This window comes from Oryzihumus leptocrescens (genome assembly GCF_006716205.1).
GTDB classification, from domain to species: domain Bacteria; phylum Actinomycetota; class Actinomycetes; order Actinomycetales; family Dermatophilaceae; genus Oryzihumus; species Oryzihumus leptocrescens.
In genome coordinates this window covers 2,900,094-2,918,875 of sequence record NZ_VFOQ01000001.1, presented here as the reverse complement: position 1 = coordinate 2,918,875, position 18,782 = coordinate 2,900,094, and the positions used below count along the sequence as shown (strand labels likewise).

At 72.7% G+C, this 18,782-nt stretch carries 15 protein-coding genes and 1 tRNA gene; 13 read left to right on the top strand and 3 right to left on the bottom strand.

The window, feature by feature from the left end; genetic code table 11:
- Positions 1–55 precede the first annotated feature (55 nt).
- Positions 56–850 carry an ABC transporter permease gene (locus FB474_RS13680; protein WP_141789154.1) on the bottom strand — a complete coding sequence of 265 codons (795 nt, stop codon included), beginning with the start codon at positions 848–850 and terminating at the stop codon, positions 56–58.
- Positions 850–1,845 carry an ABC transporter ATP-binding protein gene (locus tag FB474_RS13675; protein WP_141789153.1) on the bottom strand — a complete coding sequence of 332 codons (996 nt, stop codon included), beginning with the start codon at positions 1,843–1,845 and terminating at the stop codon, positions 850–852. The genes FB474_RS13680 and FB474_RS13675 overlap by 1 nt, the downstream gene beginning before the upstream one ends.
- 151 nt (positions 1,846–1,996) lie before the next feature.
- Between FB474_RS13675 and FB474_RS13670 the strand changes: the two genes are divergently transcribed.
- Together FB474_RS13670 and FB474_RS13665 are read left to right on the top strand one after the other, a co-directional pair.
- Entirely contained in the window at positions 1,997–3,367 is a 1,371-nt protein-coding gene (locus FB474_RS13670; RefSeq protein ID WP_141789152.1) for a hemolysin family protein, read from the top strand.
- Positions 3,364–4,401, top strand: coding sequence for a hemolysin family protein (locus FB474_RS13665; protein WP_141789151.1), 1,038 nt, complete (start codon positions 3,364–3,366; stop codon positions 4,399–4,401). Before FB474_RS13670 ends, FB474_RS13665 begins: the two co-directional genes overlap by 4 nt.
- A gap of 137 nt (positions 4,402–4,538) precedes the next feature.
- On the opposite strand, the gene FB474_RS13660 is transcribed toward FB474_RS13665, so the two are convergent.
- Positions 4,539–4,613, bottom strand: a tRNA-Arg gene (locus FB474_RS13660).
- 75 nt (positions 4,614–4,688) lie between these two features.
- On the opposite strand from FB474_RS13660, the gene FB474_RS13655 reads away from it, so the two are divergent.
- The 11 genes from FB474_RS13655 (at position 4,689) to FB474_RS13605 (ending at position 18,771) form a co-directional block, all read left to right on the top strand.
- Positions 4,689–5,135 carry a response regulator gene (locus FB474_RS13655; protein WP_141789150.1) on the top strand — a complete coding sequence of 149 codons (447 nt, stop codon included), beginning with the start codon at positions 4,689–4,691 and terminating at the stop codon, positions 5,133–5,135.
- A 68-nt stretch (positions 5,136–5,203) separates the two neighbouring features.
- Complete coding sequence (argS, locus tag FB474_RS13650; RefSeq protein WP_141789149.1) at positions 5,204–6,901, top strand: arginine--tRNA ligase; 1,698 nt, start codon at positions 5,204–5,206, stop codon at positions 6,899–6,901.
- Between the two features lie 23 nt (positions 6,902–6,924).
- Positions 6,925–8,580, top strand: coding sequence for an arginine--tRNA ligase (argS, locus tag FB474_RS13645; protein WP_141789148.1), 1,656 nt, complete (start codon positions 6,925–6,927; stop codon positions 8,578–8,580).
- Positions 8,580–10,001: a diaminopimelate decarboxylase gene (lysA, locus tag FB474_RS13640; protein WP_141789147.1), complete on the top strand. Its 1,422-nt coding sequence runs from the start codon at positions 8,580–8,582 to the stop codon at positions 9,999–10,001. The genes argS (FB474_RS13645) and lysA overlap by 1 nt, the downstream gene beginning before the upstream one ends.
- Before the next feature lie 96 nt (positions 10,002–10,097).
- A complete protein-coding gene (locus FB474_RS13635; RefSeq protein ID WP_246092180.1) occupies positions 10,098–11,444 on the top strand; it encodes a homoserine dehydrogenase in 1,347 nt (448 codons plus the stop codon).
- Positions 11,445–11,446: 2 nt separating this feature from the next.
- Positions 11,447–12,541, top strand: coding sequence for a threonine synthase (gene thrC / locus FB474_RS13630; protein ID WP_141789146.1), 1,095 nt, complete (start codon positions 11,447–11,449; stop codon positions 12,539–12,541).
- A 2-nt stretch (positions 12,542–12,543) separates the two neighbouring features.
- Entirely contained in the window at positions 12,544–13,497 is a 954-nt protein-coding gene (gene thrB / locus FB474_RS13625; RefSeq protein WP_141789145.1) for a homoserine kinase, read from the top strand.
- A 281-nt stretch (positions 13,498–13,778) separates the two neighbouring features.
- Positions 13,779–15,749, top strand: coding sequence for a transcription termination factor Rho (gene rho, locus FB474_RS13620; protein ID WP_425465307.1), 1,971 nt, complete (start codon positions 13,779–13,781; stop codon positions 15,747–15,749).
- A 99-nt stretch (positions 15,750–15,848) separates the two neighbouring features.
- A complete protein-coding gene (locus FB474_RS13615) occupies positions 15,849–16,232 on the top strand; it encodes a response regulator transcription factor (RefSeq protein WP_141789144.1) in 384 nt (127 codons plus the stop codon).
- Complete coding sequence (locus FB474_RS13610) at positions 16,229–17,311, top strand: HEAT repeat domain-containing protein (protein WP_141789143.1); 1,083 nt, start codon at positions 16,229–16,231, stop codon at positions 17,309–17,311. Before FB474_RS13615 ends, FB474_RS13610 begins: the two co-directional genes overlap by 4 nt.
- The gene (locus FB474_RS13605; RefSeq protein ID WP_141789142.1) at positions 17,308–18,771 is read left to right on the top strand and encodes a glycosyltransferase family 2 protein; all 1,464 of its coding nucleotides are present in this window, start codon (positions 17,308–17,310) and stop codon (positions 18,769–18,771) included. Before FB474_RS13610 ends, FB474_RS13605 begins: the two co-directional genes overlap by 4 nt.
- Positions 18,772–18,782: the final 11 nt, after the last annotated feature.

The following is an 18,782-nucleotide window of genomic DNA, read 5'->3' as shown; positions in this document are numbered from 1 at the left end:
CCTATCCCCGCAGGCCGGGGGCCACGCCGTCGCCATCCCCTCCGTCGGAGGCGAGTTAGGTCACGTCCCGGCGCACCGTCAGGAACGACCCGATGCCGGCCAGCACCGTGGCATACGCGGCCAGCACGAGGGCCCCGCCCCACCAGCTCAGCTGGTCGACCGACTCGCCGCTGAAGCCGCGCGAGAGGCCCGACACCATGGCGTTCGTGGCGTTGGCCGGCAGCAGCTCGTTGGCCGTCGTCCAGTGCAGCGCCAGGAAGGCCAGGGACATCAGCGACTGCCCGATCCAGGCGATGCCGATCGAGATGAGCAGCGCCGCGACCTGGTTGCTGATGAGGATGCCCGCGCCGAGGCCGATGAGCGCCCACAGGCCGAGGGCCAGCAGGCTCAGCGCGAGGGTGCGCCAGACGTGCTCGCCGGCCGGGAACGGGTCGAAGCCGCGGAGCTTGATGATCGTGGCGCCGACGCCCACCGAGCTGAGGCAGAAGAGCACGCCGTAGAAGGCACCGACGCCGAGCAGTGCAACGACCTTTGCCAGCATCACGTTGACCCGGCGCGGGGTGGACAGGAAGGTCGCCGTGATCGTCTTGTGCCGGTACTCCGCGCCGATCACCATGACGCCGATGGCCAGGGTGAGCAGGTAGGCCAGGCTCAGGCCGGCGGTGTAGACGGTGGTGACCATGCCGGGCTTGTCGAGGGCCGGCAAGGCGTTCTGGCCCTCACCCTGTCCGGCCAGGCCGCCGAGGACCGCCGCGAGGCCGCCTCCCACGACGACGACGCCGATGGCCATGCCCCACCAGAGGCGGGTCGTGAAGATCTTGCGGAACTCGGACCTGATCGCGCCGTTCATCAGCGCACCGCGCTCTCGGTCGGGGCGGGCGTGCCGCCGGGAAGGGGGACGGGGTCGGGTGAGCCGTCCAGGTTTCGGTTGCGGTTGGCCGGGTCCTCGGTCAGCTGGAAGAACAGCGCCTCGAGGTCGGTCTGGTGCTGGCGCAGCTCGTGCACGGGCAGCCCGGCGGCGAGGGCGACGTCGCCGACGCGGGCGAGGTCGCCGGTGTGCACGTCGAGCTGGCCGTCAGTGGCCGGGTCGGCGGTGATCCCGGCGCTGCTCAGCGCCCGGGCCAGCGCCGCGGCGTCGGTCGTGCGCACGACCGCCCGCTTCTCGCCGTGGAGGTCGGCCATGGCGCCCTGCCGCACGAGGCGGCCGTTGGCGATGATGACGACGTCGTCGACGGTCTGCTCGACCTCCTGGAGCATGTGGCTGGAGATGAGCACGGTCTTGCCCTGGCCGCTCAGGTGGCGCAGGAAGAGGCGCAGCCAGCGGATCCCCTCGGGGTCAAGGCCGTTGGCCGGCTCGTCGAGGATGAGCACCTGCGGGTCCCCGAGGAGTGCGGCGGCCAGGCCCAGGCGCTGGCGCATCCCCATGGAGTAGCCGCCGGCCCGCTTGCGCGCCGCGGCGGGGATGCCGACCAGCTCGAGCATCTCGTCGACCCGCCGGGTGTCGATGCCGGCGGTGTCCGCGAGCACCCGCAGGTGGTCGCGACCGGTCCGCCCCGGGTGGAAGTTGGTGGCCTCCAGCGCCGAGCCGACGACCCGCTGCGGGGCGGTCAGGTCGTGGTAGCGCTGCCCGCCGATGGTCGCCGTGCCCGCGGTGGGGCGGACGAGGCCGAGCAGCATGCGCAGCGTCGTCGTCTTCCCGGCGCCGTTGGGGCCGAGGAAGCCGGTGATCCGGCCCGGCTCGACGCTGAAGCTGAGCCGGTCGACGGCGGTGAAGCTGCCGAAGCGCTTGGTCAGCTCGTGCACCTCGATGCGGGTGCCCTGCTGGGGTACTGCGGTCGTGGTCATGTCTGGTCCCCGGTCTCACTCATGCCGCTCATCCCACCACGGGGGGCGGCGCGCGAGCCCGGCATTTCGGGTGATCTCAGGGGGATCTCAGGGTCATCCCGCAGGCGGGGACCCCGCCGCGGGGCCGGCTGCTCTCTAGGATGGACGCACTATGACCGAATGGCTGCTGGTCCTCGCCGGCGTGGCGTTGACGTTTGGCACGGCGGTCTTCGTCGCCGCGGAGTTCTCCTTCGTCGCGCTCGACAAGCCCACCGTCCAGCGCGCCGTCGACGAGGGTGACCACGCCGCGGGGAGGGTGCTGACCTCGCTGCGCCAGCTGTCGACCCAGCTCTCCGCGGCCCAGGTCGGTATCACCCTGACCACCCTGGTCCTCGGCTTCATCGCCGAGCCCTCGGTCGGCCGGCTGCTGGCCACCCCCGTGGCGGCGGTGGGCGTGCCGCCAGGGGCGGTGGAGCCGGTTTCCGCCGGGCTGGCGCTGTTCCTCGCCACCGTGTTCTCGATGATCTTCGGCGAGCTGGTCCCGCAGTTCCTCGGCATCTCCGAGCCGCTCGGGATGGCCAAGCTCGTCGCGGTGCCGGTGCGCCTCTTCTCGGTGCTGACCCGCCCGCTGATCGTCGTGCTCAACGGCTCGGCCAACCTGGTGCTCAAGGCATTCGGCATCACCCCGCAGGAGGAGCTCTCCGGCGCCCGCACCCCGCAGGAGCTCGCCTCCCTGGTGCGCCGCTCGGCGGAGGCCGGCACGCTCGACGAGACGACCGCGCGCCTGGTGACCCGCTCGCTGGACTTCGGGGAGCAGACCGCCGCCGACGTCATGACCCCGCGGGTGCGGTGCACCGCGATCGAGCGCACCGCCTCCGCCGCCGACGTGCTGCGCCTGGCCCGCCGCACCGGCCACTCGCGCTTCCCCGTGATCGGCGAGGACTGGGACGACGTCGACGGCCTCGTCCACGTCAAGCGCGCCATCGCGGTGCCGCACGAGCGGCGCGAGGACGTGCCGGTCTCGGCGCTGATGATCAACCCGACCCTGGTGCCCGAGACGATCCGGCTCGACCCCCTCCTGCTCCTGCTGCGCGGATCGGGCATGCAGCTCGCCGTCGTGGTCGACGAGTACGGCGGCACCTCGGGGCTGGTGACCCTCGAGGACGTCATCGAGGAGATCGTCGGGGAGGTCAGCGACGAGCACGACCGCAGCCGCACCACCGGCCGGGAGATGACCGACGGGTCCTGGACGGTGCCCGGGCTGTGGCGGCCGGACGAGGTGCACGACCGCCTCGGCGCCGACGTGCCCGAGGGCCCGGCCTACGAGACGGTCGGCGGCTTCGTCATGGCGGCGCTGGGTCGCGTGCCGGTCGTCGGCGACACCGTCACGGTCCCCGGCTGGACCGTGCGGGTGGAGGCCATGGACGGGCGGCGTGTGGACCGGCTGAGGTTCACGCCGCACCCGCCTGAGCCGGACGACGAGGCGGGCACCCGGCATACCGGCACACGGCAGACCGGCGAGCGGGCGGAGGAGCGAGCATGAGCCCGAGCCTCGCCCTGTGGCTGTCGCTGCTGCTCTTGCTGGGCAACGCCTTCTTCGTCGGCGCGGAGTTCGCCGTCATGGCGGCACGGCGCTCGCAGCTCGAGCCGATGGCCGACGCGGGCAGCCGTCGCGCCCAGGTCAGCCTGGAGGCGCTGGAGCAGATCGCCTCGCTCCTGACCGCCGCCCAGCTCGGCATCACCCTGTGCTCGGTCGGGCTCGGCGCCGTGGCGGAGTCGGCGCTGCACGAGCTGATCCTGCCGGTGCTGCAGCTGGTGCACCTGCCCGGGTCCGCCGCCGACCCGATCGCCCTGGTCCTGGCCCTGCTGCTCGTGGCCTACCTGCACGTCGTGGTCGGCGAGATGGTGCCCAAGAACCTGGCCATCGCCGGACCGGACAAGGCCGCGCTCGCCCTGGCCCCGCCGCTGCTCTACATCGCCCGGGGGCTTCGGCCGGTGATCCGCCTGATGGAGGGCGTGGCCAAGACCTTCGTGCGCCTGGTCGGCGTCGAGCCCAAGGACGAGATCGCCTCCGCCTTCACCGCCGAGGAGGTCCAGCACATCGTCGCCGAGAGCCACCGCGAGGGGCTGATCGAGGGCGAGCGCCACGGCATGGTCCGCGGGGCGATCGAGTTCAGCGACCGGGTCGCCGGCGAGGTGGCCGTGCCGCTGGACCAGCTGGTCACGCTGCCGATCGGGGCCACCCCCGACGACGTCGAGCGCCTCGTCGCCCGCCACGGCTTCTCGCGCTACCCGTTCACCGACGCCTCCGGCGACCTCGCCGGCTACCTGCACCTCAAGGACGTGCTCTACGCCGACGAGGAGGAGCACACCCAGCCGGTGCCGCTCAAGCGCGTCCGCCGGCTGGCCACGGTGGCCCCCGGCGACGAGGTCGAGGACGTGCTCGCCACGATGCAGCGCACCGGCTCCCACCTGGCCCGCGTCGTCGACACCGACGGCAGCAACCAGGGCGTGGTGTTCCTCGAGGACGTGCTGGAGGAGCTCGTCGGCGAGGTCAGCGACGCCAGCCAGCGCTGACACGACACCGTCGTCGGTCCCCCTCGGCGGGTGGGGTGGTGAGGTCCGCGGGGGTGAGGCGCACGGCACAACGGCTGGAGGGCCCCTGCATGCGAAGAGGACCCCTCGCCCTGGTGGGCGAGGGGTCCTCGTGCGCGTGGTGCCCCCGGCAGGATTCGAACCTGCGCTCCCGCCTCCGGAGGGCGGTGCTCTATCCCCTGAGCTACGGGGGCCAACGACCGCTGTCGGAAAGGTTTCCGACCCGGATCGAGCGCGCCGGATGAGGTTAGCAGCCTAGGGTGGGTTTCATGGAATGGGGCGGGCCGGGTCGCAGCACCAGTGCGAGGTACGGCTATCACGATGCCGAGGGGAGCGGTCGCATCCTCGTCGTCGACGACACCGACCAGATCCGCACGCTGATCCGGGTGAACCTGGAGCTCGAGGGTTATGAGGTGATCGAGGCGCGCGACGGCGAGGAGGCGCTGGAGATCCTCGACGACACCTCCCAGCCGCTGCCGGACGTCATCACCGTCGACGCGCTGATGCCACGGCGCGACGGCTGGTGGACCGTCTCGATGATCCGCGCGGACCCGCGGCTGATGGACATCCCGATCATCATGGTCACCGCCTCGGTGCAGTCCCACCATCGGGCCCAGGCCGAGCAGGCCGGCGTCGACGGGTTCATCGCCAAGCCGTTCGAGCCGGACGAGCTGCTCGCGCTCATCGGCATCCTCGCCGTCGGCGGCCGGGTCTAGGACCAGGCCCAGGAGCCCGTCGAGGGCACCGTCGGGAGGCGCTCACCTGCCCCTTTAGGCTGGTCGGCGTGACCCCCGAAGAGCTTGCGCTGGCCATCCGCTCCGCGCTCGTTGCCGCCGTGGAGGCGGGCGAGCTGACCGTCGTCGTGCCGGATGAGGTGCGGGTGGAGCGTCCGCGCAGCCGCGAGCACGGGGACTGGGCGACGAACGTGGCGTTGCAGCTGGCCAAGGGTGCCGGTATGCCGCCGCGGGAGGTCGCGTCCCGGCTCGCCGCGCGTCTGGGTGCCGTGAGCGGCGTCAAGGCTGTCGACGTCGCCGGCCCGGGGTTCCTCAACATCACGCTGGACGCGGCGTCGGCGGGGGAGCTGGCGCGGACCATCGTGGAGGCGGGGCCGGCCTACGGTCGCAACGAGGCCATGGCCGGGCACACCATCAACCTGGAGTTCGTCTCCGGCAACCCGACCGGTCCGCTGCACATCGGCCACACCCGCTGGGCCGCGCTCGGTGACGCGCTGCACCGGCTGCTCGCGGCCTCGGGGGCGCAGGTCACCGCCGAGTACTACGTCAACGACGCCGGTGCCCAGATGGACAAGTTCGCCGGCTCGATCCTGGCCCGGGCGCGGGGGACCGAGGTGCCCGAGGGCGGCTACCCGGGGGAGTACGTCACCGACCTGGCCCGCACCGTGGTGGCCGAGCGCCCCGACCTGCTCGAGCTGCCCGAGGAGGAGGCCGTGGCCGTGGCGCGCGAGCTGGGCTACCGCGCCGAGCTGGCCGACATCCGCTCGACGCTGGAGGCGTTCGGCGTCCACTTCGACGTGTGGTTCTCCGAGAAGGCCCTGCACGACGCCGGTGCGGTCGAGCAGGCGGTGGACCGGCTGCGCGAGCAGGGCCACGTCTTCGAGGCCGACGGCGCGACCTGGCTGCGCACCACCGACTTCGGCGACGACCGCGACCGGGTGATGGTGCGTGCCAACGGCGAGCCGACCTACTTTGCCGCCGACGCCGCCTACTACCTGTCCAAGAAGGACCGCGGCTTCCCCGAGAAGATCTACCTGCTCGGCGCCGACCACCACGGCTACGTCGGCCGGCTCAAGGCCATCGCGGCGTGTGCTGGGGACGACCCCGAGGTCAACATCGAGGTGCTGATCGGCCAGCTGATCAACATCGCCGGTGAGCGCATGGGCAAGCGCCGTGGCAACGCCATCTACCTCAGCGAGCTGCTGGACTGGATCGGGGCCGACGGCATCCGGTACACACTGGCGCGCTACCCCGCGGACAGCCCGCTCTCGCTCAACGGCGAGGACCTGCGCCGGCAGTCCAACGACAACCCGGTGTTCTACGTGCAGTACGCCCACGCCCGCACCTGCAACGTCAGCCGGCTCGCGGGCGAGGACGGGGTGCGCCGCGAGGACGGCTTCGACCCGGCGCTGCTGACCCACGAGACCGAGTCGGCGCTGCTCGCCATCCTCGGGGACTTCCCGCGGGTGGTCGCGCAGGCGGCGCAGCTGCGGGAGCCGCACCGGGTCGCCCGCTACCTGGAGGACCTCGCCGGCCGCTTCCACAAGTGGTACGACGAGTGCCGCGTCCGCCCCCACGCGGGTGAGGAGGTCACCGACCTGAACCGCACCCGGCTGTGGCTCAACGAGGCCACGCGCGTGGTGCTGGCCAACGGTCTCGGCCTGCTCGGCGTCTCGGCGCCCGAGCGCCTCGAGCGCGCCCCCGAGACCGGCACCGAGACCGGCGTGGACACCCCCGAGGAGGGCTGACCCCGCGCCCTAGACTTCGGGAGGTGACCCCCGAAGAGCTTGCGCTGGCCATCCGCTCCGCGCTCGTTGCCGCCGTGGAGGCGGGCGAGCTGACCGTCGTCGTGCCGGATGAGGTGCGGGTGGAGCGTCCGCGCAGCCGCGAGCACGGGGACTGGGCGACGAACGTGGCGTTGCAGCTGGCCAAGGGTGCCGGTATGCCGCCGCGGGAGGTCGCGTCCCGGCTCGCCGCGCGTCTGGGTGCCGTGAGCGGCGTCAAGGCTGTCGACGTCGCCGGCCCGGGGTTCCTGAACATCACGCTGGACGCGGCCTCGGCGGGGGAGCTGGCGCGGACCATCGTGGAGGCGGGGCCGGCCTACGGTCGCGGCGACGCCGAGGCCGGCAAGCGGGTCAACGTCGAGTTCGTCTCGGCCAACCCGACCGGCCCGATCCACCTCGGTGGCACCCGCTGGGCCGCCGTCGGCGACTCCCTGGCCCGCATCCTCGAGGCCTCCGGGGCCGAGGTCACCCGGGAGTACTACTTCAACGACCACGGCGCCCAGATCGACCGGTTCGCCCGGTCGCTGCTGGCCACAGCCAAGGGGCAGCCGGCTCCCGAGGACGGCTACGCCGGGGCCTACATCAGCGACATCGCCACCACGGTGATGGAGCAGGAGCCGGGCATCCTCGACCTGCCCGACGACCAGGCGCAGGAACGCTTCCGGGCGCTCGGCGTCGAGCTGATGTTCGGCGAGATCAGGTCCTCGCTGCACGACTTCGGTGTCGACTTCGACGTCTACTTCCACGAGAACTCGCTGCACGAGTCCGGCGCCGTCGACCGTGCGATCGCCCGGCTGACCGAGCTCGGCGTGATGTACGAGAAGGACGGCGCCCGGTGGCTGCGCACCACCGACTACGGCGACGACAAGGACCGGGTCGTCATCAAGAGCGACGGCAAGCCGGCCTACATCTCCGGTGACCTGGCCTACTACCTCGACAAGCGCGAGCGTGGCTTCGACCGGGTGTTCATCATGCTCGGCGCCGACCACCACGGCTACGTCTCGCGGATGATGGCGATGTGCGCCGCGTTCGGCGACACCCCGCACGAGAACCTCGAGATCCTCATCGGCCAGATGGTCAACCTGGTCAAGGACGGCCAGCCGGTGCGGATGAGCAAGCGGGCCGGGACGGTCGTGGTGCTCGAGGACCTCGTCGAGGCCGTTGGTGTCGACGCCGCCCGCTACGCCCTCACCCGGTCCTCGACCGACTCGACGATCGACATCGACCTCGACCTGCTGGCGAAGCACAGCAACGAGAACCCCGTGTTCTACGTGCAGTACGCCCACGCCCGCACCTGCCGGGTGGCGCGGCTTGCCGCCGAGGACGGGGTGCGCCGCGAGGACGGCTTCGAGCCGGCGCTGCTGACCCACGAGACCGAGTCGGCGCTGCTCGCCATCCTCGGGGACTTCCCGCGGGTGGTCGCGCAGGCGGCGCAGCTGCGTGAGCCGCACCGGGTCGCCCGCTACCTGGAGGACCTCGCCGCCCGCCTGCACAAGTGGTACGACGAGTGCCGGGTCCGGCCGCGCGCCGAGGAGGAGGTCACCGACCTCCACCGCACCCGGCTGTGGCTCAGCGACGCCTCCCGGCAGGTGCTCGCCGGCGGCCTGGGCCTGTTGGGCGTCTCGGCGCCGGAGCAGATCTGATGCGCGCCCACGAGGCCGGTGCGCTGCACGCCGAGGGCTACCGCGGGCCGTCGTGGCTCAAGCCCCCGGCCGACGTCAACGACCTGGTCACCCACCTGTGGGCCCGGTCGGTGCGCCGCGCCCGGGACGGCGCGCTGACCGTCGGCGGCGTCGACGTGCGTGACATCGCGGCCGAGTTCGGCACCCCTGCCTACGTCATCGACGAGGAGGACTTCCGGGGCCGCGCCCGCGAGTTCAAGGAGGCCTTCGCCGAGGCGTTCGGCGACCTGTGCGGCGGCGCCGACGTCTACTACGCGGGCAAGGCGTTCCTGTGCACCCAGGTCGCGCGCTGGGTCCACGAGGAGGGGCTGCACCTCGACGTCTGCTCCGGCGGGGAGCTCGCCGTGGCGATCCGCGCAGGCGTCCCGGGGGAGCGGATCGGCCTGCACGGCAACAACAAGTCGGTCGCCGAGATCGAGGCGGCGCTGCGCCACGGCGTCGGCCGGATCGTGCTCGACTCCTTCGAGGAGATCGACCGCGTGGCAGGGGCGGCGCAGCGGCTCGGGGTCGTCGCCCCGGTCCTCATCCGGGTGACCGTGGGCGTCGAGGCCCACACCCACGAGTACATCGCCACCGCCCACGAGGACCAGAAGTTCGGGTTCAGCCTGTCCGGGGGCCAGGCGGCCGAGGCGGTGCGGCGCGTGCTGGAGCACCCGGCATACCTCTCCCTCAAGGGGCTGCACAGCCACATCGGCAGCCAGATCTTCGACGTCAGCGGCTTCGAGGTCGCGGCCCGTCGGGTCATGGGCCTGCACCTCGACGTCGCCCGCGAGCACGGGGTCGAGCTGCCCGAGCTCGACCTCGGCGGCGGCTTCGGCATCGCCTACACCACCCAGCACGACCCCCTGGCGCCGAAGGTGCTGGCCGCCGGCATGGCCGAGATCGTCGCCCGCGAGTGCCGCGCCGACGGGGTCGCCGTGCCCCGGATCTCGGTCGAGCCGGGGCGGGCGATCGCCGGGCCGAGCACCTTCACGCTCTACGAGGTCGGCACGGTCAAGGAGGTGCTGCTCGACGGCGCCGCGACCCGCACCTACGTCGCCGTCGACGGTGGGATGAGCGACAACATCCGCCCCGCCCTGTACGACGCGGACTACTCGTGCACGCTGGCGAACCGGCGCAGCGAGGCCCTCCCGGCGCTGGCGCGCGTGGTGGGCAAGCACTGCGAGAGCGGGGACATCATCGTCAAGGACGAGTTCCTGCCCTCCGACGTGGCCCCCGGCGACCTCATCGCCGTCCCCGGCACCGGGGCCTACTGCCGCAGCCTGTCCAGCCAGTACAACCACGTCCCCCGCCCGCCGGTGGTGGCCGTCCGCGACGGCGTGGCCCGGGTCATCGTGCGGCGCGAGAGCATTGAGGACATCCTCGCCCTCGACGTCGAGTAGCCACGTCGTCCGCATCGCGGAACGAGGCGCGTCCACAGCGTGGACACGGCAGGATGGCAGCAGGCTCGTGAGGCCCGAGATGCGTGAGGAGCAAGCGTGAGCAACCTGGCCAGTCCGGACGTCCAGCCCCTGCGCGTGGCCCTGCTGGGCTGCGGCGTGGTCGGCACGGCGGTGGCCCGCCTGCTCACGGAGCACGCCGACGACATGGCCGCCCGGGTGGGCCGGCCGCTGCAGGTCGTCGGCATCGCGGTGCGCCGGGCGGGCAAGGACCGCAGTGAGACCGGGGTCGACCCCTCGCTGTTCACCACCGACGCCGAAGACCTGGTCACCCGCGCGGACGTCGTGGTCGAGGTGATCGGCGGCATCGAGCCGGCGCGCAGCCTGATCCTGCGGGCGTTCGAGCACGGTGCCAGCGTGGTCACCGCCAACAAGGCGCTGCTGGCCGAGGACGGGCCGCTGCTCTACCAGGCCGCCCAGGAGCACGACGTCGACCTCTACTACGAGGCGGCCGTCGCCGGGGCGATCCCGCTGCTGCGCCCGTTGCGCGAGTCACTCGCCGGCGACGACGTGCGCCGGGTGCTCGGCATCGTCAACGGCACGACCAACTACGTGCTGGACAAGATGGACACGACCGGAGCCGGCTTCGCCGAGGCGGTCGAGCAGGCGCAGGAGCTCGGCTACGCCGAGGCGGACCCGACCGCCGACGTCGAGGGCTTCGACGCCGCCGCCAAGGCCGCGATCCTGGCCTCCCTGGCGTTCCACTCCCGGGTCAGCGGCAAGGACGTCTACCGCGAGGGCATCACCGAGGTCACCGCCGCCGACGTCCACGCCGCCCGCGAGATGGACTGCGTGGTCAAGCTCCTGGCGATCTGCGAGGTCACCGACGACCCGGCCGAGCCCGGTGGCCGCGGCATCTCCGTGCGCGTCCACCCGGCGATGATCCCGCGGACCCATCCGCTGGCCGGGGTGCGCGAGGCGTTCAACGCGGTCTTCGTGGAGGCGGAGTCGGCCGGTGAGCTGATGTTCTACGGCCGCGGCGCCGGCGGCGACCCCACCGCCTCCGCCGTGCTCGGCGACGTCGTCGCGGTCGCCCGGCACAAGGTCGTGGGCGGCCTCGGCCCGGGGGAGTCGACCTACGCCGACCTGCCCATCCTGCCGATGGGCCGGGCCCAGACGCGCTACCACATCAGCCTCGACGTGGCCGACCGCCCGGGCGTGCTGGCGCAGGTCGCCACCGCGTTCGCCCAGCACGAGGTCTCCATCGAGACGGTCCGCCAGCAGCTGCTCAGCCCCGACCCGGCGACGCCGGAGGACGGGCGGGCCAGCCTGGTCATCGTGACCCACTCGGCGCCCGACGCGGCCCTGTCGGCCACCGTCGACGCGCTGGCCGAGCTGCCCACCGTTCGCGCGGTGACCTCGGTCATGCGCGTGGAGGGGGAGTGAGCATGGCGCACCTGTGGCGTGGGGTCATCCACGAGTACCGCGACCGCCTGCCGTCCCTCGAGGGGGCCCCGGTGGTCACCCTCGGCGAGGGTGGCACCCCGCTCATCCACGCCGAGGTGCTCTCTGAGGTGGTCGGTGCGCAGGTGTGGGTCAAGTACGAAGGCCTGAACCCGACCGGCTCGTTCAAGGACCGCGGCATGACGACGGCGATCTCGGCCGCCGCGCGCTCCGGCGCCCGCGCGGTCATCTGCGCCTCCACCGGCAACACCAGCGCCTCGGCGGCGGCCTACGCCACCAAGGCGGGCATGGCCTGCGGGGTGCTCGTGCCCGAGGGCAAGATCGCCATGGGCAAGCTCAGCCAGGCGATCGCCCACGGCGCGAGGCTGCTGCAGGTCGACGGCAACTTCGACGACTGCCTGACGCTGGCCCGCAAGCTCGCCGAGGCCTACCCGGTGGAGCTGGTCAACTCGGTCAACCCGGCCCGCATCGAGGGGCAGAAGACCGCCGCGTTCGAGGTGGTCGACGCCCTCGGCGACGCCCCCGACATCCACTGCCTGCCCGTGGGCAACGCCGGCAACATCACCGCCTACTGGCGCGGCTACCGCGAGTACCTCGCCGAGGGCTCCCTGACCGGTATGCCGGGCCCGGCCACCCGCCTGCCCCGCATGTGGGGCTTCCAGGCCGAGGGTGCGGCGCCGATCGTGGCCGGGCACCCGATCGACCACCCGGAGACCATCGCGACGGCGATCCGCATCGGCAACCCCGCCTCGTGGAAGCAGGCGCTGGAGGCCCGCGACGACTCCGGCGGCCGGATCGACGCCGTCAGCGACGCGCAGATCCTCGACGCCCACCGCATCCTCGCGGCCCGCGAGGGGATCTTCGTCGAGCCGGCGTCCGCGGCCAGCGTCGCCGGCCTGCTCGCCGCGGCCGAGGACGGGCTCGTCCCGGCCGGGGCCACTGTGGTCTGCACGGTGACCGGCCACGGCCTGAAGGACCCCGCCTGGGCGCTCAAGGACGCCGACGGCGAGCCCGTGCTGCCGGTGCGGGTGCCCGTCGACGCGTTCACCGCCGCCAGCGCCCTCGGGCTCGAGGGCTGAACGTGGTCACCCCGCTGGTGCCCGGCTCCTGCGTGCGGGTCCGGGTGCCGGCCAGCAGTGCCAACCTGGGACCCGGCTTCGACTCGATCGGCCTGGCCCTGGGCCTGTGGGACGAGTGCACCGTGACGGTGTCCGGCGCCCCCGGCCTGCAGGTCGAGGTCGCCGGCGAGGGTGCGTCCAGCGTGCCGCTGGACGAGAACCACCTCGTCTACCGCTCCATGGTCCGCGCCTGGGCCGAGCTCGGCGTCGAGCCGCCGGCCGGCCTGACCATGAGCTGCCTCAACGCGGTGCCCCACGGTCGCGGGCTGGGCTCCTCGGCCACGGCCATCGTCACGGGAGTCGTTGCGGCACAAGGCCTGCATGACCTCGCCGCCGGGGTGGAGGACCTCGACGGCGGGCTCGACCGGGAGTTCACCAACGACCTGTCGAGCGCGGTCGAGGGACACCCCGACAACGCCTCGGCCAGTGTGTACGGCGGGATGACGCTGTCCTGGTCCGAGGCCGAGACCCCGCGGCACACGCGCACCGTGCAGCTGGCCGTCAGTCCCGAGGTCACCCCGGTGCTGCTGGTCCCGCAGGCCCAGCTGGCCACCAGCACCGCCCGGGCGGTGCTCCCGGACCACGTGCCGCACGCCGAGGCGGCACTGAACTCGGCCCGGGCGGCGCTGCTGGTGGAGGCCGTCACCCGGCGGCCCGACCTGCTGCTGCCGGCCACCCGGGAGTGGCTGCACCAGGAGCAGCGGCGGGCCGCGCTCGGTGCGTCCATGGCGCTCGTGGACCGGCTGCGCGAGCGGGGGCACGCCGCCGTCATCTCCGGCGCGGGCCCGAGCGTGCTGGTCCTCAGCACCCGCGCCGACGTCGACGCGGTGGCCGCCCTGGTGCCCGGGCACGGGTGGCAGGTGCTGCGCCCCGGCATCGCCGGCACCGGCGCCCGGATCGACCGAGTTGCGGGCTGACCTGCGGGAATGACCGTGCAGGACACCACGTTTGACACTTCGCACATGGCGGTCGTGTGGTGGTGTTACCCTGAGGACGCACCCCGGCGACGAACGCCGATCATCCCCCCTGGTCGAGCCACTCGCCACCGTGCACCAACCACCATGTGAGCGCGCAACGCTCCCGTTGCGTCCTGCTGTGCTACCCGCCAGCACGCATGGCCCCATCGATCAGGTTCTGACCTGACGCAGACCCCGGTTCCGCAATCTGGCGGACCGAATACGAGGGGGAAGGATCCTTCGTGACAGACACCACCGAGCTCGTCGCAGTGCCTGAGGGCAACGGCGGGACCACTCGTCGTACGGGCGGTCTGAGCACCATGCGCCTGGCCGAGCTCCAGGGGCTCGCCACGAGCCTGGGCATCACCGGGACGGCGAAGATGCGCAAGGGCGACCTGCTCACCGCCATCCGTGCGCGCCAGGCCGGCGGCTCCGCCCCGGCCACCGAGGCCCCGGCCAAGGCCACCGACGCCCCGGCCAACGGCCAGCGCCCCGCCCGCGCGTCCCGCCGGGCCGAGCGGCCCGCGGGTGGCCCCGAGGCTCCCGCGGCCGAGCAGCCGCGCCAGCACGACGGTGGCGAGCGCGCCGCCGACCGTGGCAACGACAGCCGCGGCGAGCGCTCCACCGAGCGCCACGACACCCGTGGCGAGGACCGGGCCGCTGACCGCGGCACGGACAGCCGTGGCGAGCGCACCGAGCGCAACAACGACCGCGGCGAGCGCAACGACCGCAACAACGACCGCGGCGAGCGCAACGACCGCAACGACACCCGGGGCGACCGCGTCGAGCGGGGCAATGAGGGTCGTGGCGAGCGCACCACCGAGCGTGGCGAGCGCCCTGACCGCAACGACACCCGTGGCGACCGCACCGACCGCACCGACCGCAACGACCGTGGCGGCGAGGGCCGCACGAACGACGGTCGTCGCAGTGGCGGCAACGACTTCGACGAAGAGGGCGGCGGGCGTCGCCGTGGTCGTCAGCGCTACCGCGACCGCAAGCGTCGTGGCGGCGGCCGCGAGAACGACTTCCAGGACAGCCCCGAGACCGTGACCGACGACGACGTGCTCGTCCCGGTCGCCGGCATCCTCGACGTCCTCGACAACTACGCGTTCGTGCGCACCAGCGGCTACCTGCCCGGCCCGAACGACGTCTACGTCCCGCTGGGCATGGTCAAGAAGAACGGCCTGCGCAAGGGTGACGCCGTCACCGGGGCCGTCAAGGCGCTCCGCGAGGGCGAGCAGCCCGGCAGCTCGCGGCAGAAGTTCAACGCGCTGGTGCGCCTCGACACGGTCAACGGGATGACCCCCGAGCAGGCGCGTGCCCGCGTCGAGTTCGGCAAGCTCACCCCGCTGTACCCCCAGGAGCGCCTGCGCCTGGAGACCGAGCCCACCGTGCTGACCACGCGGCTCATCGACCTCGTCGCGCCGATCGGCAAGGGCCAGCGCGGCCTCATCGTCAGCCCGCCCAAGGCCGGCAAGACGATGGTGCTGCAGGCCATCGCCAACGCGATCACGACCAACAACCCCGAGGCGCACCTCATGATCGTCCTGGTGGACGAGCGCCCCGAGGAGGTCACCGACATGCAGCGCACGGTCAAGGGTGAGGTCATCGCCTCCACCTTCGACCGTCCCGCCGAGGACCACACCACGGTCGCCGAGCTGGCGATCGAGCGCGCCAAGCGCCTGGTCGAGATGGGCCACGACGTGGTCGTGCTGCTCGACTCGATCACGCGTCTCGGCCGCGCCTACAACCTCGCCGCCCCGGCGAGCGGCCGGATCCTGTCCGGTGGCGTGGACTCCAGCGCGCTCTACCCGCCGAAGCGCTTCTTCGGTGCCGCCCGCAACATCGAGAACGGTGGCTCGCTCACCATCCTCGCGACCGCGCTCGTCGAGACCGGTTCGAAGATGGACGAGGTCATCTTCGAGGAGTTCAAGGGCACCGGGAACATGGAGCTTCGCCTGTCGCGCCAGCTCGCCGACCGTCGCATCTTCCCGGCCGTCGACGTCAACCCGTCGGGCACGCGCCGCGAGGAGATCCTCATGTCGGCCGAGGAGCTCAAGATCGTCTGGAAGCTGCGTCGGGTGCTGTCCGCGCTCGACTCGCAGCAGGGCATCGAGCTGCTCATCGACCGCCTGAAGAAGACGCGCAGCAACGTCGAGTTCCTCATGCAGGTCCAGAAGACGTCCTCGATCCAGGGCGACGACGACAACTGAGGTAACAGAACGCCCATTTCGGAGCCTGATCGGGAGAAATCCCGGTCAGGCTCCGATATTTTTGTCCTGCTGACGGGCGAGCAGGGGAGCGGTGAGGACATGTCGTCGGACGTGCGTGTGCTGGTGGCCGATGACGACCGGGACATCCGGGACCTCGTGGTCTTCAAGCTGAGCCAGGCGGGCTACGCCGTGCAGGCTGTCAGCGACGGCGCCGCCGCCCTCGCCGCGATCCAGGACAACCCGCCGGACCTGGCCGTCCTCGACGTGATGATGCCCGGGCTGTCCGGCATCGACGTGCTGCGCAAGGTCCGCCAGGACCCGGGCACCGCCGACCTCGCCGTCATCCTGCTCACCGCGAAGTCCCGTGACGCCGACGTCGACGCCGGCTTCGCCACGGGCGCCAACGACTACGTCATCAAGCCGTTCAGCCCTCGCGAGCTGCTCCACCGGGTCAACGTCGTGCTGGCCCGGGTCAAGGCGTGATCACCCAGGGGCTGTTGATCGGCGTCAGCCTCGTGGTCGCCCTGACCGCGGTCGGCCTGACCGTGCTCGTCGTCGTGGCCAAGCTGGCCCGGACCCACCGGGAGCGTGCCACCGAGGCTGCCCTGGCACCGCACCGGATGCCGCTGCTCATCCTCGGCTCCGGCGAGGACGACGACGGTGCGGCCATGGCCCACCTGCTCGCGGTCGACCACCAGGCGTGGCGCACCGTCGGCCCGGCCGTGACCGCGATGCTCGCCAAGGTCCGCGGTGAGCCGGTCGAGGACCTCGTCCTCGTGCTGCGCGAGCACGGCGACGTCGACCGCGCGCTGGCCGAGCTGGGGTCGCGTTCGGTGGTCACCCGCGCCCGCGCCGCCTACCTGCTGGGCCTCGTCCGCGACCGCTCCCACGTCCCCCACCTGCTGCCACTGCTCCGGGACCGCTCGGCCGAGGTGCGCCTGGTCGCGGTCCGCGCCCTGGGCGCCATCGGTGACCCGGTCGCCGCGGGGGACGTGCTGCGGGCGCTGCACAGCGTGCGCGGGCACGTCGGGGTCCCGGCCTTCCTGGCCGCCGAGGCCCTGCTGTCCCTGGGCACCGGGGGAGCGGCCGCCCTGCGCGAGGGCCTCGACAGTGACGACCCGACCGTGCGCAACGCCGCCGCCCTGGTGTCCGGGCACGGCACGTTCGTCTCGTCCGCGCCGCGGCTGCGCGAGCTCGTCGACGCCGACCCCGACCCGGAGGTGCGCGCGACGGCAGCGGCGGCCCTCGGCTTGGTGGGCGGGGCCGACGACGTGCCGACCCTGGCGCGGCATACCGCTGCGGGGGAGCCGGTCGAGCTGCGGCGCACCTGCGCCGCGGCACTCGGGGAGGTGGGGCACCCGCTGGCCGCGGACACCCTGGCGGGGCTGCTTGCCGACCCCGACCGTCGCCTGGCCCAGATCGCGGCGGACGCGCTCGTCCAGCTCGGCCCCACCGGTATCGGGCAGCTCACCGGGGTTCCGGACGGCACCCCGGCGGCACCCGCCGCCCGCGGCGCACTGCAGCTCGCCCGGCTGCGCGCCGGGGAAGGGGCCATGGCATGAACCCCGACGCACTCCTGGAGTCGACCCGCGGGGTCGTGACCTGGCTGCTGCACGCGTTCGAGGTGCCGGTCCTCGTCTACTTCCTCGTCATCAACACCTCCTACCTGCTGCTGATCCTCATGGCCGCGGGCGGCTTCGTGGCGCACCTGCGCCGGCTCGAGCACGCCGGGCGCGAGGAGACCGTGTCCAGCCAGCTCGCGCCGGGGGTGTCCCTGCTCGTCCCGGCCTACAACGAGGCCGCCGGCATCGTGCCCTCCGTGCAGGCGATGCTCGCGCTGCGCTACCCGCGGCACGAGATCGTGGTCATCGACGACGGCAGCACCGACGACACCTTCGAGCGGCTGCGCGAGGCCTTCGACCTCGTCCGGGTGGACCGGGAGCTGCCGCGGGACGTGCCGGTCAAGGCCCGTGTCATCGACGTGTGGGTGCCCCGCGACGGGCGCACCCGGCTCGTGGCGGTCCGCAAGGAGAACTCCGGCAAGACCGACGCCCTCAACGTGGGCATCAACGCCGCGTCCGAGCCGCTCGTGGCGATGGTCGACGCCGACTCGCTGCTGGACCCCGACGCGCTGCTCACCGTGGCCAAGCCGTTCGCCGACGACCCGATCCGCACCGTCGCCACCGGTGGCGTGGTGCGGGCCGCCAACGGCTGCACCGTCGTCGCCGGGCGCATCGTCGAGATCCGCACCCCGCGGCAGTGGCTGCCCCGGGTGCAGATCGTGGAGTACCTCCGGGCGTTCCTGCTCGGGCGCACCGGCTGGTCGCGGATGGGTGCGCTGATCCTCATCAGCGGGGCCTTCGGACTGTTTCGCCGCGACGTGCTGGTGGAGGTGCAGGGCCTCGACACCGACAGCATCGGCGAGGACTTCGAGCTCGTCATGCGGATCCACCGCCACATGCGCCGCGCCAAGCGGGACTACCGCGTGGAGTTCGTCTCCGAGCCGGTCTCCTGGACCGAGGTGCCCGCCAACCTCACGGTGCTGCGCTCGCAGCGCCGCCGGTGGCACCGGGGGCTGTGGGAGGTGCTGTGGAAGTACCGCGGCATGGTGCTCAACCCGCGCTACGGCCGGATCGGCATGATCGCCCTGCCGTGGTACTGGGTCTTCGAGCTGCTGGCGCCGGCCCTGGAGCTCGCGGGGATCGTCCTGGTGCCGCTCGGGCTGGCCCTCGGCCTGGTCAACGTCCGGTTCGCCCTGCTGTTCGTGCTCGTTGCCTACGGCTACGCGATCGTGGTCACCCTCGCCGCGATGGCCGTGGAGGAGCTGTCGTTCCACAAGTACCCCCGCTGGCGCGACCTCGGCGCCACGCTCCTGGCGTCGGTGGCCGAGAACCTCGGCTACCGCCAGCTGACCGCCTGGTGGCGGGTCGAGGGCTGGTGGGCCGGTCTGCGCCGGGGCACGCACGTGTGGGGCACCATGACGCGCCAGGGGTTTGCCGGGGCGGACGGCGGGCAGCAGTGAACAGCCGCCGG

Coding starts and splice junctions, on each gene's coding strand:
- FB474_RS13605 (WP_141789142.1), top strand. CDS start 17,308: ATGAACCCCGACGCACTCCTGGAGTCGACCCGCGGGGTCGTGACCTGG.
- FB474_RS13670 (WP_141789152.1), top strand. CDS start 1,997: ATGACCGAATGGCTGCTGGTCCTCGCCGGCGTGGCGTTGACGTTTGGC.
- FB474_RS13615 (WP_141789144.1), top strand. CDS start 15,849: ATGTCGTCGGACGTGCGTGTGCTGGTGGCCGATGACGACCGGGACATC.
- thrC (WP_141789146.1), top strand. CDS start 11,447: ATGGCGCACCTGTGGCGTGGGGTCATCCACGAGTACCGCGACCGCCTG.
- lysA (WP_141789147.1), top strand. CDS start 8,580: ATGCGCGCCCACGAGGCCGGTGCGCTGCACGCCGAGGGCTACCGCGGG.
- FB474_RS13665 (WP_141789151.1), top strand. CDS start 3,364: ATGAGCCCGAGCCTCGCCCTGTGGCTGTCGCTGCTGCTCTTGCTGGGC.
- FB474_RS13680 (WP_141789154.1), bottom strand. CDS start 850: ATGAACGGCGCGATCAGGTCCGAGTTCCGCAAGATCTTCACGACCCGC.
- FB474_RS13655 (WP_141789150.1), top strand. CDS start 4,689: ATGGAATGGGGCGGGCCGGGTCGCAGCACCAGTGCGAGGTACGGCTAT.
- FB474_RS13675 (WP_141789153.1), bottom strand. CDS start 1,845: ATGACCACGACCGCAGTACCCCAGCAGGGCACCCGCATCGAGGTGCAC.